Here is a 20,751-nt window from a genome sequence, read left to right as displayed (position 1 = left end):
CCCCGGTGCAATCCGGTCGCCGACGTCCTATATGGACGCCACGACCCTTCATTCCTTGCGCGAGAGGCATCCATGGCGCAGACACAGACCCAAATTCCGGTAACGGTTCTCACCGGCTATCTCGGCTCCGGCAAGACGACCCTGCTCAACCGCATCCTGACGGAAGATCACGGCAAGCGTTACGCCGTCATCGTCAACGAGTTCGGCGAGATCGGCATCGACAACGACCTGATCGTGGAATCCGACGAGGAAATCTACGAGATGAACAATGGCTGCATCTGCTGCACGGTGCGCGGCGACCTGATCCGCACCGTCGAGGGCCTGATGCGCCGTCCGGGCCGCTTCGATGCGATCCTGGTCGAGACGACCGGTCTCGCCGATCCCGCGCCGGTCGCGCAGACCTTCTTCATGGACGACGACGTGCGGTCCAAGACCAAGCTCGACGCTGTCGTCGCGCTTGTGGACGCCAAGCACTTGCCGCTGCGCCTGAAGGATTCGAAAGAGGCGGAAGACCAGATCGCGTTCGCCGACGTCGTGTTGCTCAACAAGACCGACCTTGTAACCGAGGACGAGTTGCGCGACGTCGAGGCCGCCGTGCGCGCCATCAACCCGTCGGCGAAGATCCACAAGACCGAGCGCTCGGGCGTTGCGCTGAACGAAGTGCTCGACCGCGGCGCGTTCGACCTGTCGCGGGCGCTCGACAACGACCCGCATTTTCTCGACGCGCACGATCATGACCACGATCACGAATGCGGGCCGGATTGCGACCACGATCACGGCCATCATCACCATCACGGCGTTTCGCCGATCCACGATGTCGGCGTGACCTCGATCTCGCTGCGCGGCGGCGAAATGGACCCGAAGAAGTTCTTCCCGTGGCTGGAGAAGACCACGCAGATGGACGGACCGAACATCCTGCGGCTCAAGGGCATCATCGCGCTCAAGGACGACCCGGACCGCTATGTGGTGCAGGGCGTCCACATGATCCTCGAAGGCGACCACCAGCGCGCTTGGAAGGATGACGAACGGCATGAGAGCCGGCTGGTTTTCATCGGCCGCGAACTCGACGGCGAACGCCTCAAGCGCACTTTCGAGGCGTGCCAGGCCTGATGCCCACAGTCGTTCCTCTCGACCTAGACGGCCATTGCGTCGCCGCCTGCTGGCTCGCCGGCATTCCCCATTTCGCGCTCGCAGACGGTGTTGTCCACCGGCTCGACAACGGCCACAAATGGGTGGAAGCGCATGACGGTTTGCTGGCCGCGGCACCCGACGCCGATGGCAAGCGGCTTGTAACCGGCGGCGAGGACGGCAAGGTCCTCGACATCGGCGCCGACGGCTCGATCGAGCAGGTCGCCGAAATCGGTCGCAAGTGGATGACGAGCGTTGCGACCGGCCCACGCGGTGCCGTTGCCTTTTCCAGCGGCAAGACGGCATGGGTGAAATTGCCTGACGGCAAGCTCAAGGAACTGGTCCATCCGCGCAGCGTCGAAGGACTGGCCTTCGCCCCGAAGGGCATGCGCATCGCGGTCGCCCGCTACAACGGTGCGACGCTGCACTTTCCGGCGGCAGACGGCAAGCCGACGGAGCTCGAATGGGCCGGAGCTCATACCGGCGTGACCTTCTCGCCCGACGGCAATTTCCTCGTCACCACCATGCAGGAGAACGCGCTTCATGGCTGGAAGCTGGCCGACGGCAAGCACATGCGCATGGCAGGCTACCCTTCCAAGGTGAAGTCGCTGTCGTGGAGCGCCAAGGGCCGCTGGCTGGCGAGTTCGGGCGCGCCCGCAGCCGTGGTGTGGCCGTTCCTCACGAAGGACGGCCCTATCGGCAAGGCGCCGGTGGAATTGGGCACGCGCGGCGACGCCATGGTCACGGCAGTGTCGTTCCACCCGACCGACGAGATCGTGGCAATCGGCTATGCTGACGGCATGGTGCTTGCCGGCCGCGTCGCCGACCAGAAGGAAGTGCTGCTGCGCCGCGCTGGCAATGGCGCGGTGACATCCATGGCGTGGGATGCCGAAGGACGTCGGATCGCCTTCGGCACCGAGACCGGCGACTGCGGCGTCATCGACGTGGCAGGCTGACTACTCCACAGAGCAGGCCATCGGGCCGGTGAAACGCGCTGGCGATTGCGCAACTACGTCAAAGTGAATAGACGCGGGCGGCGTTGGAACATATCATGAACGAATGTCCAAGCTCTCGACACGCGAAAAACTCGCCATTCTCGCCGATGCAGCCAAGTACGATGCGTCCTGCGCCTCTTCCGGTGCGGCGGGCCGCAATTCGCTCAAGACGAAGGGCATCGGCTCGACGGAAGGCAGCGGCATTTGCCATTCCTACGCGCCGGACGGGCGCTGCATCTCGCTGCTGAAAATCCTTCTGACGAATTTCTGCATCTATGACTGCGCCTATTGCGTGAATCGCTCATCGTCGAATGTGAAGCGGGCACGGTTCACGGTCGACGAGGTCGTCAATCTCACGCTGGATTTCTACAAGCGCAACTATATCGAGGGACTTTTCCTGTCCTCCGGCGTGATTCGTTCACCCGACGAGACGATGGCCGAGATGGTGGAGATCGCGCGGCGCCTGCGCATCGATCACGCTTACCAGGGCTACATCCATCTCAAGACCATTCCCGAGGCAAGCGACGATCTGGTCGAGCAGGCAGGCCTCTACGCCGACCGGCTTTCCATCAACGTAGAACTCCCGACCGACGCCGGTGTCCAGCAGCTCGCGCCGCAGAAGAAGCCGGAGACAATCCGCGTTTCGATGGCGCGTCTGCGCTCCAGGATCGAGGAACGCTCGGAGCCGACGATGCGCACGAAAAAGCGCGCCCGCTTCGTGCCCGGCGGTCAGTCCACGCAGATGATCGTCGGCGCGGATGCCACGACCGATGCCGACATCCTGTCCACCTCGGCGCGGCTCTATGCGGGCTACCGGCTTCGCCGCGTCTACTATTCGGCGTTCAGCCCGATACCGGATTCGTCGGCCGTCCTGCCGCTGGTGAAGCCGCCGCTGATGCGCGAGCACCGGCTTTATCAGGCCGATTGGTTGATGCGGTTCTATGGCTTCGAGCGTCAGGAAATTACTGCCAGTCGAGCCGACGGCATGCTCGACCTCGAAGTCGATCCCAAGCTGGCATGGGCACTGGCCAACCGGCAAATGTTCCCACTCGACGTGAACCGGGCGCCGCGTGAACTGCTGCTGCGCGTACCAGGCTTGGGCGCGAAGGTGGTGGACAGGATGCTCACCGTGCGCCGCCACCAACGGCTTCGCATCGAAGACCTGGGACGCCTGTGCGCATCGATCGCCAAGGTGCGCCCCTTCATTGTCGCCGACGGCTGGTCGCCACGCTCGCTGCCCGACGAGGAAAACCTGCGTGCCCGGCTGACACCGCCCGCACGACAGCTCAGCCTGTTCTGACGATGCGCTTCACGGTCACTCTGTCTGGCGAGACCGATTTCAACGGCTGGCGCGACGCCGCCCGCGCACTGGCGTTGAACGATGTGAAGGCCGACGACATCGGCTGGCGAACCGGCGAGGACAAGGACCTTTTCGCCAACCCAACGCCCCTGCCCGCCGCGCCGGAAGGCGCGACCATGAATGTGCCTCGCGCATTCATCGACAAGGCGCAGGCCGTCATCTGCCATTCCGACCCGCATCGCTTCGCGCTGCTCTATCGCCTGCTCTTGGCAATGCGAACGACCCCGCATCTGATGAAGATCGCATCAGAGCCCGACGTCATGGCGCTGCGCGATCTGGAAAAATCGGTGCGCCGCGACATCCACAAGATGCGCGCTTTCGTGCGCTTCGTCCGTGTGAGCGATGGCAGCGACGAACGGTTCGTCGCGTGGTTCGAGCCGGACCACTACATCGTTGAGCGCAACGCACCGTTCTTCGTCCGTCGTTTTGCCGGTATGCACTGGACGATCCTCACGCCGCACAGGTCGGTCCAGTGGAATGGCGAGCGTCTGTCGTTCGGCGAAGGCGCTACGAAAGCGGATGCGCCGAAGGAAGACGCATCCGACGCGCTCTGGAAAACCTACTTCGCCAACATCTTCAATCCCGCCCGCCTGAAGGTGAAGGCGATGCAGGCCGAGATGCCCAAGAAATACTGGCGGAACCTTCCGGAGGCCTCGCTCATTCCAGATTTGATCAAGGGCGCCGAAAGTGCAGCCCGCGACATGTTGGAAAGGATGCCGACCATGCCGGCTCCGCATCATGCAAAGATCCAGGAACGTCTTTGGAGCGCGTCGCCCGAAGAGCCGCCAGACAATGCAAAATCGCTCGGCGAGCTGCGTCGCCAAGCCGAAGGGTGCCGCCGGTGTCCGCTCTGGCAGGATGCGACCCAGACGGTTTTCGGCGAAGGGCCGGAGAACGCCCGCATCGTCTTCGTCGGCGAGCAACCCGGTGATCAGGAGGACATAGCAGGCAAGCCCTTCGTGGGCCCAGCCGGCAAAGTGTTCGACGAGGTGATCGAGGAGGCTGGCATCGAAAGGCAGAAGCTTTACGTCACCAACGCCGTCAAGCATTTCAAGTTCGAGCCGCGCGGCAAGCGCCGCATCCACCAGAAACCCAATGCCGGCGAGGTGAAGGCCTGTCGCTGGTGGCTCGATCAAGAACTGGGATTCATCAAGCCCGACCTCGCCGTCGCCATGGGCGCGACCGCGGCTCAATCGCTTCTGGGCAAGGCCGTTCCCGTTACGAAAATGCGCGGCACGATCGTCACGCGAGACGATGGCCTTCCCATTTTTCTGACCATTCACCCGTCCTTCATCCTGCGCATCCGCGAGGCGGCGGAGGCGCAGGCCGAGCGCGAGAGATTTCTGGCGGACATGCGGCAGGTGAAGCAATTGGCGGGTTGATCCCCGCTTGGTGGCCGAAAGCCGCCCTCAGACGACCAGGATCGCCCGTAGGTCGTTGACGTTGGTGCCGGTCGGCCCGGGCGCGAACAGATCGCCAACGGCGTCGAACGCCGTCCATGCATCGTTGAGACCTAGAGCTTGCTTGGGATCGATTCCCGCAGCGCGGATTCGCGCCGCGCTCGTGAAATCCGCGAAAGCACCTGCATTGTCTTCAGATCCGTCGATCCCGTCAGTATCGGCGGCAAAAGCATGGACACCCTCGACACCTTCGATCGCCAGCGCCAGCGCCAGCAGGAATTCGGAGTTGCGCCCGCCCTTGCCGCCCTTGCCTCTGATAGTCACCGTTGTCTCGCCACCAGACAGAAGCAGCACCGGTTTGCGGAATGGTCGGTCGCGCGCTGCAATCTCGCGTGCGATCGCGGCGTGCATGCCGGCAACGTCACGCGCTTCGCCTTCGATCGCATCAGAAAGGATGACTGCCTCGATGCCGCGACTTCTGGCCTCCTCTGCGGCCGCTTCCAGCGAACGCGCGGCTGAGGCGATCACATGCACCTCATTGCCGGCAAATGCCGGATCGTCGGGCGACGGCGCTTCGGCCGCCTCCGATCGCAGATGCCGCAGCGCCGCGTCGGGAAGCTTGAGACCATAGTCGCGCACGATCGCAAGCGCATCATCGCGCGCGGCGCAGTCCGGCACCGTTGGGCCGGAAGCGACAAAGGCCGGATTGTCGCCGGGAATGTCCGACACGATCAGCGACACGACCTTTGCCGGATGTGCCGCGAGTGCCAGCCGCCCGCCCTTGATGGTCGACAGGTGCTTGCGCAGCGTGTTCATCGCCGAGATCGGCGCCCCGGACGCGAGCAGTGCCTCGTTGACAGCGATCTCGTCGTCAAGGCTCATGCCATCCGGCGGCGAAGGCAGCAGCGCCGAGCCGCCGCCCGAGATCAATGCGACAACCAGATCGTCGGAAGTCAGTCCCTCGACTGACTCAAGCAGCCGCCGCGAAGCGACCAGCCCGGCCTCGTCCGGCACCGGATGCGCGGCCTCGATCACCTCGATCCGCTCGCACGGCGCCGCATAGCCGTATCGTGTCACAACCAGCCCTTCGAGCGGCGCATCCCAGGCCTTCTCGAACGCCGCGGCCATCTGCGCCGAAGCCTTTCCCGCACCGATCACGACGGTGCGCCCCTTAGGCTTTTTAGGAAGAAAGTCACAAATGACACGTTCGGGGTCGGCAGCCGCAACGGCTGCTGTGAAAAGCCCGCCAAACAGGGCGCGGGGGTCGAACTCTTCCGTCATTCCGGATTCCCGTTCTATCTGTCGGCGATGCTGCTCTTCGCTGCCCGCCCTGCGACATACACCTCGCGTATCGCGCGATCGTCGCCCAATGTCTGCAGCAGGAACAGTTCTTCTGCCAGCGTTTCCACCGTTTCCATACGCAGAGCCATGCCGGGCGTTGCCCTCGCGTCGAGCACGACGATGTCGGCGTCCGTACCGGGATCCAGTGTGCCCACCCGGTCCTCGATCGACAGCGCCTTCGCGTTGCCGAACGTGATCTGCCAGAAGGCGGCGAGCGGGTTCATCTTCTCGCCCTGCAGCGCGATGACCTTGTAGCCTTCGTCCATGGTGCGCAGCATGGAGTAGTTCGTGCCGCCGCCCACATCGGTGGCCGCCGCGATCCGCAAGGGTTTGGACCGCTTCGAATAGCGCTGCCAGTCGAACAGGCCAGAGCCAAGAAAGAGATTGGAGGTCGGACAGAACACGGCCACCGAACCGGTATCGGACAGCAGGTCGGCCTCACGCTCGGAAAGATGGATGCAGTGGCCGAGAAGCGTCTTCGGCCCCAGCAACCCGTATTGCGCATAGATGTCCGTGTAGTCCTCCGCCGCCGGATAGAGTTCCTGCGTGAAGGCGATCTCGGCATGGTTCTCCGAGAGATGCGTCTGAATGTGCAGGTCCCGACGCTCGCGCGCCAGGGCACCGGCCATTTCCATCTGCTCCGGCGAGGACGTGATGGCGAAGCGGGGCGTGATCGCGTAGTGCAGGCGCCCCTTGCCGTGCCACTCCGCAATCAGCGCCTTGGTATCGTCGTAACCTGCCTGCGGCGTGTCGCGCAGCCCCTCGGGCGCGTTGCGGTCCATCATAACCTTGCCGCCGATCGCCAGCATGTCGCGAGACAGCGCCTCGGCGAAGAATGCCTCCGCGCTCTCCTTGTGCACGGAGCAGTAGGCCGCGACCGTCGTCGTGCCGTGCCGCACCATCTCATCGAGAAACAGGCGCGCGATGCGTCGTCCGTGCTGCGTGTCGGAAAACTTCGTTTCTTCCGGAAACGTGTAGGTGTTCAGCCAGTCGAGCAGTTCGGCGCCGTAGCTGCCGATGATCTGCATCTGCGGGAAATGCGCGTGCGCATCGATGAAACCCGGCATCAGGATATGCGGGCGATGGTCGATGATTTCGGCATCCCGCGCCTCGGCCGAGATGAGCGAGAAATCGCCGACCGCCTCGATCCTGCCGTCGCGGATGAAAATGCCGCCGTCTTCCTCGAAGACATAGGCGGCGCGGTCATCGACACTCTCCGGCTTCGCACGGAAGGAGAGAACGCGCCCGCGCAGCAGCCGCGCGGTCACCGCCGAGCCTCCTCGAACCAAGCCACAAGCAACGCCCGCTCATCGGCTGTCATGGCGGAGACGTTGCCGGGCGGCATGGCGTGGCTGCGCCCGGCCTGCAGGTAAATCTCGCGCGCATGCTCGGCGATCTGCACATCGGCATCGAGCGTCACGCCTTTTGGCGCGAAGGTCAGACCCTCCCAGGCCGGCTCGGCCGTGTGGCACATCGCGCAGCGTCCCATCACCGTGTCGCGCACGGCGGGAAAGTGTGCCGAAGCCATCAGCGTCTCGGCGGTTGACGACACGCGCGCCTCGCCGGTCAGCACCTTCGGCACGGTCGAGAGCCACATGATGGCGATGAAGAGGATACCCGCCGCCGCCCAGGTCCAGTGCGGCTTTCCCTTTCGCGCATGCATGGTGTTGAAATAGTGCCGGATCAGCACGCCGATGATGAAGATCAGCGCTGCGATCACCCAGTTGAACTCCGTGGCGAAAGCCAGCGGATAGTGGTTTGACAGCATCAGGAACACGACCGGCAGCGTCAGGTAGTTGTTGTGCAGCGACCGGGTCTTGGCGATCTTGCCATATTTCGGATCGGGCTTGCGCCCGGCGATAAGGTCCGCGACCACGATCTTCTGGTTGGGAATGATGATGAGGAAGACGTTCGCCGACATGATCGTCGCAGTGAACGCGCCGAGATGCAGGAAGGCGGCACGGCCGGTGAAAAGCTGCGTGTAACCCCATGCCATCGCGACCAGGATGGGAAACAGCACCAGCATCAGGAGCGTATCGTTGTCGGAAAGGCGCGACCGGCACAATAGATCGTAGATCACCCAGCCCAGCGCCAGAGAGGCGAGCGAGATCAGGATCGCGACAGGTTGCGACACGTCGAGCACGTTGCGATCGATCAGGTAGAGGTCGGCGCCGGCGTAATAGACGATCGCCAGCAGCGCGAAGCCCGACAGCCAGGTGGCGTAGGATTCCCATTTGAACCAGGTCAGGTGTTCGGGCATCCGGGCCGGCGCCACCAGATATTTCTGGATATGGTAGAAGCCGCCGCCGTGCACCTGCCATTCCTCGCCGTGAGCACCCTCAGGCATGCCGTCGCGGCGCACCAGACCCAGGTCGAGCGCGATGAAGTAGAAGGACGAGCCGATCCAGGCGATGGCGGTCACGACATGCAGCCAGCGCACGCCAAAGCTCAGCCAGTCCCAGAAGATCGCGAATTCGTACATGCCCTTCCCCTCGCATTCCGACACACAACCTTACGGCGTCTGGTTCAAACAGGAAGGGGAGAGTTGCACGATGACTTTCAAAAAAAACTGGAAAATAATGCTGCAATCGCAATCATGAGGACGCCCTTTGGCCTATCTCGACAATGTAGCCGTCTTCGTCAGGGTGGTGGAACTGGGCAATCTGTCGGCGGCCGGCCGCGACATGCGGCTCTCGCCTGCCGTTGCCTCCAACCGCATCAAGGAGCTGGAAAAGCACCTGCGGGTGCGGCTCTTCAACCGCACGACCCGTCAACTCACACCGACGGAGCACGGTCGCGTTTTCTACCAAGGGGCGCGAAAAATCCTGGACGCCGTCGCTGAGGCCGAGGCCGCCGTCAGCGCGCTGTCCGGTCAGCCGCGTGGCACGATCCGCATCACCGCGCCGCTGGGTCTCGGGCGCAGACTAATCGCCTCGGGCATTCCCGAATTTCATGACCGGTATCCCGATATCGAGGTGCGGCTGCGCCTGTCGGACCACAATGTCGACATCATGAAGGAGGGGATCGACGTTGCGTTCAGGCTCGGGCTCATCGAGGATTCGAGCCTGCGTATGCGCGGTGTTATGGATTGCGAAAGGGTTCTGGCCGCGGCCCCCTCCTATCTGGAGGCGCGTGGCGAACCCAAATCACCCCAGGAACTTGTCAACGGCAGGCATGATTGCCTGCTCCTGCGTTTTCCCGGCGCCAAGGAATATGTGTGGACGCTCAAGACCCTAGACGGACCGCGCAAGTTCGAAGTCCACGGTCCGTTTGATTCTGATGATGGCGACGTCATCACCGGCTGGGCGCTGGCCGGTCGGGGCATCATCAACAAGCCGCGCTTCGACATCGAGCCTTTTCTGCGCGATGGACGCCTCAAGGTCATTTTGCCGGATACGCCGCCGCCGCCCGTCCAGCTTGCGGCAGTCTATCCGCATCGCAAATTTCAGGACCCGAAGGTAAGGCTCCTGCTCGATTTCATGGCCGAGCGCTGTCAGCGGATGATCCGCGACATGCTGGCTGGTCGCTGAATCTGAACCCGCCGGACTCAGCCCATGCCGAAGAACGACAGGATGGCGATGACGATAACCACGAGGCCAACGATATAGATGATGCTGTGCATGACGGTTCTCCCTTGTTTTCGTCCTGCAACAACAGCTTTGGGCACCTAACGGTTCCGTGATCGTCCGATTCTTCACCCATACGGCAACGCAACCGCGTAGCGGTTGACGCGTTGTGGAGGACGATTTCGATTTTGTGCCAGAACCGAAGGAGCGGCGCCGTGGCGAACCACAAGACCCTCAACGACCTCAAATCCAACGCAAAGAAAGTTGCGATCGAGATACTCAACGCAAGGCTCGCCGACGCCATCGACCTCGCGCTTCTCACCAAGCAGGCGCACTGGAATCTCAAGGGTCCGCAGTTCATCGCCATTCACGAGATGCTGGACGGTTTCCGCGCGTCCATCGACGGCCACGTCGACACCATAGCCGAGCGCGCTGTCCAGCTCGGCGGCATGGCGCATGGGACCAGCCAGACGGTGGCGGAAAAGACCACTCTGGAGCCCTACCCGACCGAGATTTCGAAAACCAAGGACCACCTTGCCGCGCTCATCGAGCGTTACGGCGCGGTTGCGAATTCGGTGCGCGCCGCCATCGACGAGACGGAAGAGGCCGGCGATGCGGATACCGCGGACATCTTCACGGCATTCTCCCGGGACCTCGACAAGAACCTTTGGTTCCTTGAGGCACACGTGCAGGAAAAGGAATAGCTATACGGCGAGGCCGCGCATGACCTCAGCCGCCGCCAGCGCGGCGATGACGGCCGGCCTCTTGTCCTTGACGTCCGCCCCGCCGATTGGGCAGACCAGTCGGGCGGCAGCTTCCTCGCTGCCGCCTGCGTCTTTGAGATACCAGCTTCTGAACGTCGCTCGCTTCGTCTTCGATCCGATCATGCCGACATAGGCCGTATCGCCGCGCGCCAGTGCTTCGGCAACGATGAGGAAGTCGAGCGCGTGGTCGTGGGTCAGCACGATGAAGGCAGAGCCAGCCGGGGCCGCGCGAACGGCGTCTTCCGGTACTGCGGTCAGTTCCACGTCCACGCTTTCCGGCAAGTCCCCGACCGCATCGGCACGGGTTTCCACCACGGTCACCTTGAGCGGCAGAAGCGCCAGCGCTTCTGCAAGCGCGCGGCCGACATGCCCTCCTCCGAACAGATACACATGCGGTCGCAACGCATCGGCGCGGGCGATTCTTTCGGCCATTTCCGCGCGCAGGGCTTCATCGGCCAGCGTCAGATCGATTTTCACCCGCCCACCGCAGCACTGGCCGATCTCCGGCCCCAGCGGCACGTCGAGGAGATCGGCGGAGGCGGCATCCGCGATCATCTGCCTCGCCCTGTCGATCGCCATGAACTCGAGCTGCCCGCCGCCGATCGTGCCGAAGATCGCATCGGTGGAAACGAGCATCCAGGCCCCGGCCTCGCGCGGGGTCGAGCCGGCGGCCTCGCGCACTTCGACCAGTACGACGGCAGGCGAGATACCCAGGAACGTGCGGAGGCGGTGTCCTTGGGAACTCATCTGCGGACAGCACGGCGATCCTTCGCGCCCCCCTCTGTCCTGCCGGACATCTCCCCCACGAGGGGGGAGATCGACCGACCGCATGGCTTTCGCCAATCGCCGGCGTTGCAGAAGGCGCGATGGGCGTGAAGCTGCCGATCTCCCCCCTCGTGGGGGAGATGTCCGGCAGGACAGAGGGGGGCAACGTAGAGCACGAGCGCTCCCAAAGTTCGAAACTCGCTCAAAACTACACGGTCGAACGGGGCCAACGCAAAACCGTCAGGTTCCTGCCGCCGCCCTGAGCCGTTCGACCGCCATCAGCACACGCTCAGGTGTGGCAGGCGCATCGAGCCTCGGGCAGACGCGATGACCGGCAACGCTGGCGACTGCGTCCGACAGCGCATGCAGCACGGACATGCCCAGCATGAATGGCGGCTCGCCGACCGCTTTGGATTTGTGGATTGTCGGCTCGGCGTTCTCCGACCAGTCGGCCAGCGCGACGTTGAAAATCTTCGGGCGGTCGGAAGCGAGCGGTATCTTGTAGGTCGACGGTGCATGTGTGCGCAGTCGGCCCTTCTCGTCCCAGACGAGCTCTTCCGTCGTCAGCCAGCCCATGCCCTGTATGAACGCGCCCTCGACCTGGCCGAGGTCGATCGCCCGGTTCAGCGAGCGGCCGGTCTCATGCAGGATGTCGGTACGCTCCACGACATATTCGCCGGTCAGCGTATCGACGGAGACTTCCGAACAGGCCGCGCCATAGGCGAAGTAATAGAACGGATGTCCCTCGCCCTTTTCACGGTCCCAATGGATTTTCGGCGTCTTGTAGAAGCCGGCGGCCGAAAGCTGCACCCGCGCCATATAGGCCTGCTTGACGAGATCCCCGAACGGGATTTCCTGGTTGCCCACGCGCACCCTATTAGGCAGGAACACCACCTGCTCGACAGGTACCTCGTATTTCTCCGCGGCAAAGGCGACAAGCCGGTCCTTGATCTGCTGCGCGGCGTTCTGCGCCGCCATGCCGTTGAGATCGGAGCCCGACGACGCAGCCGTCGCCGACGTGTTGGGTACCTTGCCGGTCGTCGTCGCGGTGATCTTTACCTGCTCGATGTCGATCTGGAATGTCTCGGCCACCACCTGCGCGACCTTGACGTAGAGCCCCTGCCCCATCTCGGTGCCGCCATGGTTCAGGTGCACCGAACCGTCGGTATAGACATGCACCAGCGCGCCTGCCTGGTTGAAATGGGTGGCGGTGAACGAAATGCCGAACTTGACCGGCGTCAGCGCAATGCCGCGCTTGACGATGCCGCTGTTTGCGTTGAACGCGGCGATCTCCCGCCGGCGGCCGGCATAGTCACATGCTGTTTCCAGCTCCTCGACGATCCTTTGGACAACATTGTCCTCGACCGTCTGGTGATAGGGCGTGACGTTGCGCTCCGACACGCCGTAGAAGTTGCGCTTGCGGATCTCCAGCGGGTCCTTGCCCAGCGCAAAGGCAACCTCGTCGATGACGCGCTCTGCGCCAACCATGCCCTGCGGCCCACCGAACCCGCGAAACGCGGTATTGGAAACGGTGTTGGTGTAGAGCGGCGCTGAAACGGCTTTTACCGCCGGGTAGAAATAGGCGTTGTCGCAGTGAAACAGAGCGCGGTCGGTCACCGGGCCTGACAGGTCGGACGAGAAACCGCAGCGCGCGGCGTAAACATAGTCGACGCCAAGGATGTTGCCCTCGTCGTCGAAGCCGACCTCGTAATCGATCAGAAAGTCATGACGCTTGCCCGTCGCGGTCATGTCGTCGTCGCGGTCGGGCCGGATCTTGACTGCCCGGACGAGTTTCTTGGCCGCCACCGCGGCGATCGCCGCGAACTGGTTCGACTGCGTTTCCTTGCCGCCGAAGCCGCCGCCCATACGCCGCACCTCGACGGTTACTGCATGACTTGGCACGCCCAGAGCGTGAGCGACCATGTGCTGCACCTCGCTTGGATGCTGGGTCGAGGAATGGACGGTCACGTCCCGGTCCTCTCCCGGCACCGCAAGCGCGATATGCCCTTCGAGATAGAAATGGTCCTGCCCGCCGACGCGCATCTTGCCGCTGATGCTGCGCGGCGCTTTCGAAATGGCTTCGGCCGCATTGCCGCGCTTGAGCGTGAGCCCCGGCGCCACAAGGCGGTCGGAGAGCGGGTCGAGCCCTTCAACGTCTAAAACGGCGGGCAGCTCGTCATAGTCGATCTTCGCAAGCTTGCAGGCGCGCCGGGCCTGTTCGCGCGTCTCGGCGATCACCGCGAAGACCGGCTGGCCCAGAAACTGGACCTTGCCCTCCGCAAGCACCGGCTCGTCGTGCCTGCCGCTGGGAGAGATGTCGTTCACGCCAGGTATGTCGCCCGCGGTCAGCACGTCGACCACCCCGGGTGCGGCTCGCACCGCTGCAAGGTCCATGGCGACGATAGCCCCATGGGCCACCGTCGACAGGCCAAGGCAGCCATGAAGCGTCCCGGCGGGTTCCGGCATATCGTCTATGTAGACCGCTTCGCCGGTGACATGCTTGTGCGCGGAATCGTGGCGCCGATCGGTGGCGACGCCGCCGGAGATCGCTTTCGCCGTGAGATCAGGGAGTGCATGGCGATTCATATCACGCCTCCTCGTACCGCTTAACGGTGAAAGGCTTGCCGGTGCCGCTGGTCTCGACAAGGAACCGCCGAAGCAGGTTTTTGGCCGCAAGCATGCGATAGGTCGCCGACGCGCGCATGTCGCTGATCGGCTGGAAATCCTCATCGAAGGCCGGCAGCGCCGCTTCGACGGTTTCAGCGTTCCACGGCCTGCCGAGCAGCGCCGCCTCGACCGCGCGCGCGCGTTTCGGCGTCGCGGCCATGCCGCCATAGGCGATGCGCACCGACGAGACCTTTCCGTCCGTCACATGCAGATGGAATGCGCCAAGCACGGCGGTAATGTCCTCGTCGCGCCGCTTGGTGATCTTGTAGGCTGCGAAATGCGCCTTCGGGGCGGGAATGGGCACATGGACCGCCTCGACGAACTCGCCCGGCTGCCGGTCCTGTTTTCCGTAATCGATGAAGAAGTCCTCGAGCGGCAGCGTCCGCCGCTCCGCACCCCTGCGCAGCGTCAGCGTCGCACCCAGCGCAATCAGTGGCGGCGGCGTATCGCCGATCGGCGAACCGTTGGCAATGTTGCCGCCGATCGTGCCCATGTTGCGCACCTGATCGCCGCCGATGCGATCGATCAGCGGCCCAAGCGCGGGGATGCGCCAGGCGAGGAAGTCGCGCGCAGCCGTATAGCTGACCCCGGCACCGATCGTGATCGTGCCATTCATCTCGCCAATCTGCTGCAATCCCTCAAGCCCGCCGGTGAAGACGACGGGCGCGATGTCGCGCATGAATTTCGTGACCCAAAGCCCGACATCCGTCGAGCCGGCAACGATGGTTGCCGTCGGCTCGGCAGCAAGCACCTCCGCCAGATCGTCGACCGAGGCCGGCACCACCAACCTGTCCTCGCCTTCGCCGATCTCGACCCGCTTTCTATCGTGCATCGCCGCCAGCCGCGCGCGGATGTTGTCGCGCTCGCGGGCAAGAGCGTCCTCGGTCACCCGGCCGTATGAGGAAACGGCGCGCGCGGCGCGGGTGATCGCCTCATAGCCCGTACAACGGCAGAGATTGCCTTGCAGGGCCGTCTCTATCTCCCGGTCAGACGGTTCCGGCGAGCGCATCCACAGTGCGTAGAGCGACATGACGAAGCCAGGCGTGCAGAACCCGCATTGCGAGCCGTGGAAGTCCACCATTGCCTGCTGCACGGGATGCAGCGAGCCGTCCGGCCGCTTCAGATGTTCGATGGTCACGACATGACAACCGTCTAGCGAGCCGACAAAACGGATGCAGGCATTCACGCCTTCGTAGATCAGTTCACCATTAGAAACCCTGCCGACCAGCACGGTGCAGGCGCCGCAATCACCTTCCGCGCAACCCTCCTTGCTGCCGCGCAGCGAACGCCGCAGCCGCAGTAAGTCCAGCAGTGTTTCGTCCGGCCGCACATCAGCCAGCGCAACCTCGTCGCCATTGAGCAGTAAGCGGATCTCGCGGCGAATATTCGTCATCAGCTCCCCCTGTAGGTCGAGTAGCCGTAGGGCGAGACGAGCAGCGGCACGTGGTAATGCACCTCCTCGGCCATGCCGAAGCGGATCGGCACCTGGTCGAGGAAAGCGGGATCGGGCAGCTCCACGCCGGCAGCACGCAGATAGTCGCCCGCGAAGAAGATCAACTCGTACTGACCGGTCTTGAAGTCCGCACCCTGCAGCAGCGGCGCATCGCAGCGTCCGTCGGCGTTGGTCAGGACCTCTTTCACCTTGCGGTGTGAATTCCCGTTCACGCGGTAGAGCGCGATCTTCAATCCCGCTGCCGGCCGGCCAGAGGCGGTATCCAGCACATGCGTGGTCAGTTTCCCGCCGGCATTGTCAGCCATCGTGCCTCCTCTTTGCCGTTGACCGGCCGTCGTTTTCGTCCAAACCTCGACAGCCTATTGCATCATAGGGGATAGTCCGAGCCGGAGCGCTACAAAAAACTCTTTCAAATTTTCGAAGGGGAATAGCATCCCCTTTTTCAATTATCCTCGGCAGAAACGGAAGGCAGAGACCGAATGCGTTATCCCAGAGACATGCGCGGATACGGGCGCAACGCACCCGACCCCCGATGGCCCGGCGGCGCGCATGTCGCGGTTCAGTTCGTCGTCAACTACGAGGAAGGCGGCGAAAACTGCATCCTCCATGGCGACGCCGCATCCGAGGCGTTCCTGTCCGAGGTCGTCGGTGCCGCGCCATGGCCGGGCAAACGCCATTGGAATATGGAATCGATCTACGAATACGGCGCGCGCGCCGGCTTCTGGCGGCTCCATCGCATGTTCACGCAGGCAGAGGTGCCGGTCACAGTATACGGGGTAGCGACAGCGCTGGCGCGCTCGCCCGATCAGGTCGCCGCCATGCAGGAAGCCGGCTGGGAAATCGCCAGCCATGGCCTGCGCTGGATCGACTACCGCGACCATGACGAGGCCGCCGAGCGGGCCGATCTGGAGGAAGCGATCCGGCTGCACACGGAAGTGGTCGGCGAGCGTCCACGCGGCCTGTATCTCGGCCGCACGTCGGTCAATTCGGTGCGGCTGGCCGCTGCCGAAGGCGGCTTCGACTGGATTTCCGACACCTATGACGATGACCTGCCCTACTGGCTCGACCATGACGGCCACGGCAATGCCATCCCCCCGCAGCTCGTCATCCCGTACACGCTCGACGCCAACGACATGCGCTTCGCCACCGCACAAGGGTTCAACTCGGGCGACCAGTTCTATGCGTATTTGAAAGACGCCTTCGATACGCTCTATGAGGAAGGCGGCAGCGGGGGCGGCGGCATGATGAGTATAGGCCTGCATTGCCGGCTCGTCGGACGCCCCGGCCGCGCAGCAGCCCTCAAGCGCTTCATCGACTACGTCAAAAACCACGACAAGGTCTGGCTGCCGACACGCGGCGAGATCGCCGCCCACTGGCGCGCGCATCATCCATACGCGCCGCAGGCATTTCGGCCCAGCCGCATGGGCCGAGACGAGTTCGTGCAGCGCTTCGGCGGCATCTTCGAGCACTCGCCCTGGATCGCCGAACGAGCCTACGAGCTGGAGCTCGGGCCGGCGCACGATTCGGCCGGCGGCCTGCATAACGCGCTGGCGCGCGTGTTCCGCTCCGCAAGCGAGAACGAGCGGCTGGCCGTGCTGACCGCTCACCCGGACCTTGCCGGAAAGCTCGCCCAGGCCCGACGCCTGACGGCGGAATCCTCAGCCGAGCAGGCCTCTGCCGGGCTCGATGCGCTGACCGATGCGGAGCGCGAGACCTTCACGCATCTCAACACGGCCTATACGCAGAAATTCGGCTTTCCCTTCATCATCGCCGTTAAGGACAACACCAAGGCGACAATCCTGGACGCCTTCCGCACCCGCATCGAAAACGACCGCGAGACAGAATTCGCGACAGCGTGCCGTCAGGTCGAGCGCATCGCTCGCCTGCGGCTCGACGATCTCCTGCCCGCCTGAGGACAACGCCAGATGACAGGCCGCACCTATTACGCGCCGCATGGGGGCTTGCCCCCGCAAACGCAACTGCACACCGGCCGCGCGGTCTTCACCGATGCCTATGCCGTCATCCCAAAAGGCGTGATGAGCGACATCGTCACAAGCTGCCTGCCTTTCTGGGACGAAACGCGCGTCTGGATATTGTCTCGCCCGCTGTCTGGCTTCGCCGAGACGTTCTCGCAATACATCATGGAGGTCGCGCCCGGCGGCGGCAGCGATCGCCCCGAACCGGAGGCTGACGCCGAAGGCGTTCTGTTTGTCGCTGAGGGAGAAATCACGGTGATGCTGGACGGGCAGACGCACGTCCTCACGCCCGGTGGCTATGCCTATCTGCCGCCCGCCAGCGGCTGGACCCTGAGGAATGAAGGCAGCGAGACCGCCCGCTTCCACTGGATAAGGAAGGCCTACGACTTCGTCGACGGTCTCGACGTGCCCGATCCGCTGTTTCTCAACGAGAGCGACATCGCGCCAGCGCCGATGCCGGACACAAACGGAACCTGGGCGACGACCCGTTTCGTCGACCCGTCGGACCTGCGTCACGACATGCACGTCACCATCGTCACCTTCGAACCCGGCGGGCTCATCCCGTTCGAGGAAACGCATGTGATGGAGCATGGCCTGTACGTGCTGGAGGGCAAGGCCGTCTACAAGCTCAATCAGGACTGGGTCGAGGTCGAGGCGGGCGACTATATGTGGCTGCGCGCCTTCTGCCCGCAGGCGTGTTATGCTGGCGGTCCGGGCAAGTTCCGCTACCTGCTCTACAAGGACGTCAACCGACACGCGAAACTGGCATTCCGATGAGCCGCATCGTCACCGCCCGCCCCCTCACGCGCGACGCCTTCGCCGAATTCGGCGACGTGCTCGACACCGACTGGGACAACCACTTCCCCATCAACAACGGCAAGTGCGAACGCTATCACGGGCTTGCCCGAGCCCAGGCAGAAGGCCCCAACGCCAGCGTCCAGCTCTCGATCTTTCGCGGCCAGCCCTACGAGTTTCCGCTGAAACTGACGATGGTCGAACGCCACCCCTTCGGCAGCCAAGCCTTCATGCCTTTGTCGCCTGCCCCGTTTCTGGTCGTCGTCTGCCACGACGGTCCCGAAGGACCGGCCGAGCCGCAGGCCTTCGTCACCCGGCCAGGACAGGGCGTGAACTATCCCCGCAACCTGTGGCACGGCATTCTGACACCGATCGGCGAAAGCCAGGATTTCCTGGTGGTCGACCGAGGCGGTGATGGCACCAATCTCGATGAGCACTTTTTCGACGAGCCGTGGGAGATCCGTCTCGCGGAATGACGTGGACGACTTTGTCCTGGCGTGCTGAAGCATTGAACTTCTGTTCGTTTCCGTGCGTCATGCCTGCATGAAAACCGTCACCACCTTCCCACGCAACGTCGTCGAGCAACCCGATCTCGGCATCGTCATGCCGGATGGCTGCCGCCTGTCGGCGCGCGTCTGGATGCCGGAGGATGCCGAGGACGATCCCGTGCCGGTCATCCTCGAGCACCTGCCCTATCGCAAGCGCGACGGCACGACCGCGCGCGACAGCCTCACGCATCCCTATTTGGCCGGCCACGGCTATGCTTGTATCCGCGTCGACATGCGCGGCAACGGCGATTCCGAAGGCCTGATGGCGGACGAATATACCGAGCAGGAGCTTCAGGACGCCTGCGACGTGATCGCATGGGCCGCCGCACAGCCCTGGTGCAATGGCAATGTCGGCATGATGGGCATCTCATGGGGCGGCTTCAACGCACTGCAGGTGGCGGCAAAACAGCCGCCCGCGCTGAAGGCGATCATCACACTGTGCTCGACCGACGACCGCTACGCCGACGATATCCACTACAAGGGGGGCCTGCTCCTCAACGAGAACATGGGCTGGGGCGCGACCATGCTCTCCTACTCGTCACGCCCGCCGGACCCCGCGCTTGTCGGCGACCGCTGGCGCGCGATGTGGCTCGACCGGCTGGAGAACGAACCCTTCCTGTCTGCGATCTGGCTCAGACATCAGACCCGCGACGCCTACTGGAAACGCGGATCGGTCTGCGAGGATTTCTCCGCGATCCGCGCCGCGACACTGGCGGTCGGCGGCTGGGGTGACGCCTACAAGAATGCCGTCTCGCGACTGGTTTCCGGCATTCGCAATGCGCCCGCGAAAGGCATCGTCGGTCCGTGGATCCACAAATATCCGCATTTCGCGGTCCCGGCGCCCGCGATCGGCTTCCTGCAGGAAGCGCTGCGCTGGTGGGATCGCTGGCTGAAGAACATCCACACGGGCGTCGAGAACGATCCTGCCATGCGGCTTTACATGATGGACTCCGTGCCGCCGCGCGATTGGTACGAGGAAAGGCCTGGCCGCTGGATTGCGGAACAGACCTGGCCGTCCGCGTCATTGGACAAACGGTCGTTCCGTGCCGGTGTCGAACTGCACCCACAAGCCCCGCTCCCCACCGCCATCGCCTCGCCACAGGATACCGGCCTTTCAGGCGGCGAATATTGCGCCATCTGGCTTGGTCCGGAACTGCCGGGCGACCAGCGCGAGGACGACGCGAAATCCTTCTGCCTGGACGCAAAGATCACCGAAGATACGGAGATCGTCGGAACACCCGTCGTCACGCTGAGGCTTTCCGCAGACCGGCGAGCGGCGATGGTCGCGGTCAGGCTTTGCGACGTGCATCCCGACGGAGCCTCGACGCGCATGACCTATGGCGTGCTCAACCTCACCCACCGCAATGGGCACGAGTTTCCCGAGCCCGTCGTGCCCGGCGAGGAGATGACTGTCGCCCTGAAGCTCGACGACATCGCCTACCGCGTACCGGCCGGGCACACGCTTCGGGTGGCCGTGTCGTCGGCCTACTGGCCGCTCGTCTGGCCAGCGCCGGAACCCGTCACATTGACGCTGCACGATGCAACGCTCGAGCTCCCGACCCGTCAGTCGGGCAGCGAGCCGGAATGGACTTTCGAGAAACCCGAAGGCGCCTCCCCCTGGCGCATCGAGACACTGCGAAAATCGTCAAACAGCCGAACCATCGAGCGCGATCCGGACACCAGCGCCGTCAGCCTCGTCATCCACGACGATTTCGGCGAAGCCCGCGACCTCGACCACGGCTTGATGCACGGCGAGGTCGCTCGCGAACGTTGGACCATTCGACCGGACGATCCACTTTCGGCACATGGCAAGACGCACTGGACGCAGACCTATGCGCGCGACGACTGGTCGGTCCGAACCGAAACCTTCACCACCATGACGTCGACAGCCGAGACCTTCCGGCTGACAGCACGCATCGAGGCTTATGAGGTGGACAAGCTGGTTTTCGAACGTGATTTCGACGAAACCATTCCGCGAAATCTCGTCTGAAAC

Annotated in this window: 17 protein-coding genes; 10 read left to right on the top strand and 7 right to left on the bottom strand. The window is 63.7% G+C overall.

The window, feature by feature from the left end:
• Positions 1-72: 72 nt before the first annotated feature.
• From V1479_RS14665 to V1479_RS14650, 4 genes are all read left to right on the top strand, one after another.
• Complete coding sequence (locus V1479_RS14665) at positions 73-1,110, top strand: CobW family GTP-binding protein (RefSeq protein WP_368803565.1); 1,038 nt, start codon at positions 73-75, stop codon at positions 1,108-1,110.
• Positions 1,110-2,084, top strand: a complete 975-nt coding sequence (locus tag V1479_RS14660) for a WD40 repeat domain-containing protein (protein ID WP_368803564.1) — start codon at positions 1,110-1,112, stop codon at positions 2,082-2,084. The genes V1479_RS14665 and V1479_RS14660 overlap by 1 nt, the downstream gene beginning before the upstream one ends.
• 103 nt (positions 2,085-2,187) lie before the next feature.
• Positions 2,188-3,423 (top strand): putative DNA modification/repair radical SAM protein, encoded by a 1,236-nt coding sequence (locus V1479_RS14655; protein ID WP_368803563.1) that lies wholly within the window; start codon positions 2,188-2,190, stop codon positions 3,421-3,423.
• 2 nt (positions 3,424-3,425) lie between these two features.
• On the top strand, positions 3,426-4,865 hold the full coding sequence (locus V1479_RS14650) for a UdgX family uracil-DNA binding protein (RefSeq protein ID WP_368803562.1): 1,440 nt from the start codon (positions 3,426-3,428) through the stop codon (positions 4,863-4,865).
• 27 nt (positions 4,866-4,892) lie between these two features.
• Here V1479_RS14650 and V1479_RS14645 read toward each other — a convergent pair whose 3' ends face one another.
• From V1479_RS14645 to V1479_RS14635, 3 genes are read right to left on the bottom strand one after another with little or no spacing between them, the layout of a single operon-like run.
• Positions 4,893-6,164, bottom strand: a complete 1,272-nt coding sequence (locus V1479_RS14645; protein ID WP_368803561.1) for a glycerate kinase type-2 family protein — start codon at positions 6,162-6,164, stop codon at positions 4,893-4,895.
• A gap of 14 nt (positions 6,165-6,178) precedes the next feature.
• Positions 6,179-7,492: a guanine deaminase gene (gene guaD, locus V1479_RS14640; RefSeq protein WP_368803560.1), complete on the bottom strand. Its 1,314-nt coding sequence runs from the start codon at positions 7,490-7,492 to the stop codon at positions 6,179-6,181.
• Positions 7,489-8,706 carry a urate hydroxylase PuuD gene (locus tag V1479_RS14635; protein ID WP_368803559.1) on the bottom strand — a complete coding sequence of 406 codons (1,218 nt, stop codon included), beginning with the start codon at positions 8,704-8,706 and terminating at the stop codon, positions 7,489-7,491. Before V1479_RS14635 ends, guaD begins: the two co-directional genes overlap by 4 nt.
• Positions 8,707-8,833: 127 nt before the next feature.
• Here V1479_RS14635 and V1479_RS14630 point away from each other — a divergent pair, with 127 nt between their 5' ends.
• Together V1479_RS14630 and dps are read left to right on the top strand one after the other, a co-directional pair.
• Positions 8,834-9,754, top strand: coding sequence for a LysR family transcriptional regulator (locus tag V1479_RS14630; protein ID WP_368803558.1), 921 nt, complete (start codon positions 8,834-8,836; stop codon positions 9,752-9,754).
• Positions 9,755-10,005: 251 nt separating this feature from the next.
• On the top strand, positions 10,006-10,494 hold the full coding sequence (gene dps, locus V1479_RS14625; RefSeq protein ID WP_368803557.1) for a DNA starvation/stationary phase protection protein Dps: 489 nt from the start codon (positions 10,006-10,008) through the stop codon (positions 10,492-10,494).
• Here the strand turns inward: dps and xdhC are convergent, their stop codons facing one another.
• The 4 genes from xdhC to uraH form a co-directional block, all read right to left on the bottom strand.
• Entirely contained in the window at positions 10,495-11,301 is an 807-nt protein-coding gene (gene xdhC / locus V1479_RS14620; protein WP_368803556.1) for a xanthine dehydrogenase accessory protein XdhC, read from the bottom strand. It lies immediately after the preceding gene.
• A 258-nt stretch (positions 11,302-11,559) separates the two neighbouring features.
• Positions 11,560-13,905, bottom strand: coding sequence for a xanthine dehydrogenase molybdopterin binding subunit (xdhB, locus tag V1479_RS14615; RefSeq protein ID WP_368803555.1), 2,346 nt, complete (start codon positions 13,903-13,905; stop codon positions 11,560-11,562).
• Position 13,906: 1 nt separating this feature from the next.
• The gene (gene xdhA, locus V1479_RS14610) at positions 13,907-15,379 is read right to left on the bottom strand and encodes a xanthine dehydrogenase small subunit (protein ID WP_368803554.1); all 1,473 of its coding nucleotides are present in this window, start codon (positions 15,377-15,379) and stop codon (positions 13,907-13,909) included.
• Positions 15,379-15,744, bottom strand: a complete 366-nt coding sequence (gene uraH / locus V1479_RS14605; protein ID WP_368803553.1) for a hydroxyisourate hydrolase — start codon at positions 15,742-15,744, stop codon at positions 15,379-15,381. The genes xdhA and uraH overlap by 1 nt, the downstream gene beginning before the upstream one ends.
• Positions 15,745-15,918: 174 nt before the next feature.
• Here uraH and puuE point away from each other — a divergent pair, with 174 nt between their 5' ends.
• The 4 genes from puuE to V1479_RS14585 all read left to right on the top strand — a co-directional run bounded on the left by puuE (position 15,919) and on the right by V1479_RS14585 (position 20,748).
• Positions 15,919-17,352, top strand: a complete 1,434-nt coding sequence (puuE, locus tag V1479_RS14600) for an allantoinase PuuE (protein ID WP_368803552.1) — start codon at positions 15,919-15,921, stop codon at positions 17,350-17,352.
• Positions 17,353-17,364: 12 nt separating this feature from the next.
• A complete protein-coding gene (locus tag V1479_RS14595) occupies positions 17,365-18,192 on the top strand; it encodes a bifunctional allantoicase/(S)-ureidoglycine aminohydrolase (RefSeq protein ID WP_368803551.1) in 828 nt (275 codons plus the stop codon).
• Complete coding sequence (locus V1479_RS14590; protein ID WP_368803550.1) at positions 18,189-18,686, top strand: ureidoglycolate lyase; 498 nt, start codon at positions 18,189-18,191, stop codon at positions 18,684-18,686. Before V1479_RS14595 ends, V1479_RS14590 begins: the two co-directional genes overlap by 4 nt.
• A 67-nt stretch (positions 18,687-18,753) precedes the next feature.
• Entirely contained in the window at positions 18,754-20,748 is a 1,995-nt protein-coding gene (locus tag V1479_RS14585; RefSeq protein WP_368803548.1) for a CocE/NonD family hydrolase, read from the top strand.
• Positions 20,749-20,751: the final 3 nt, after the last annotated feature.

Source organism: Neoaquamicrobium sediminum, from assembly GCF_040970315.1.
Taxonomy (GTDB): Bacteria; Pseudomonadota; Alphaproteobacteria; order Rhizobiales; family Rhizobiaceae; genus Aerobium; species Aerobium sediminum.
This window is presented reverse-complemented; position numbering and strand designations above follow the sequence as displayed.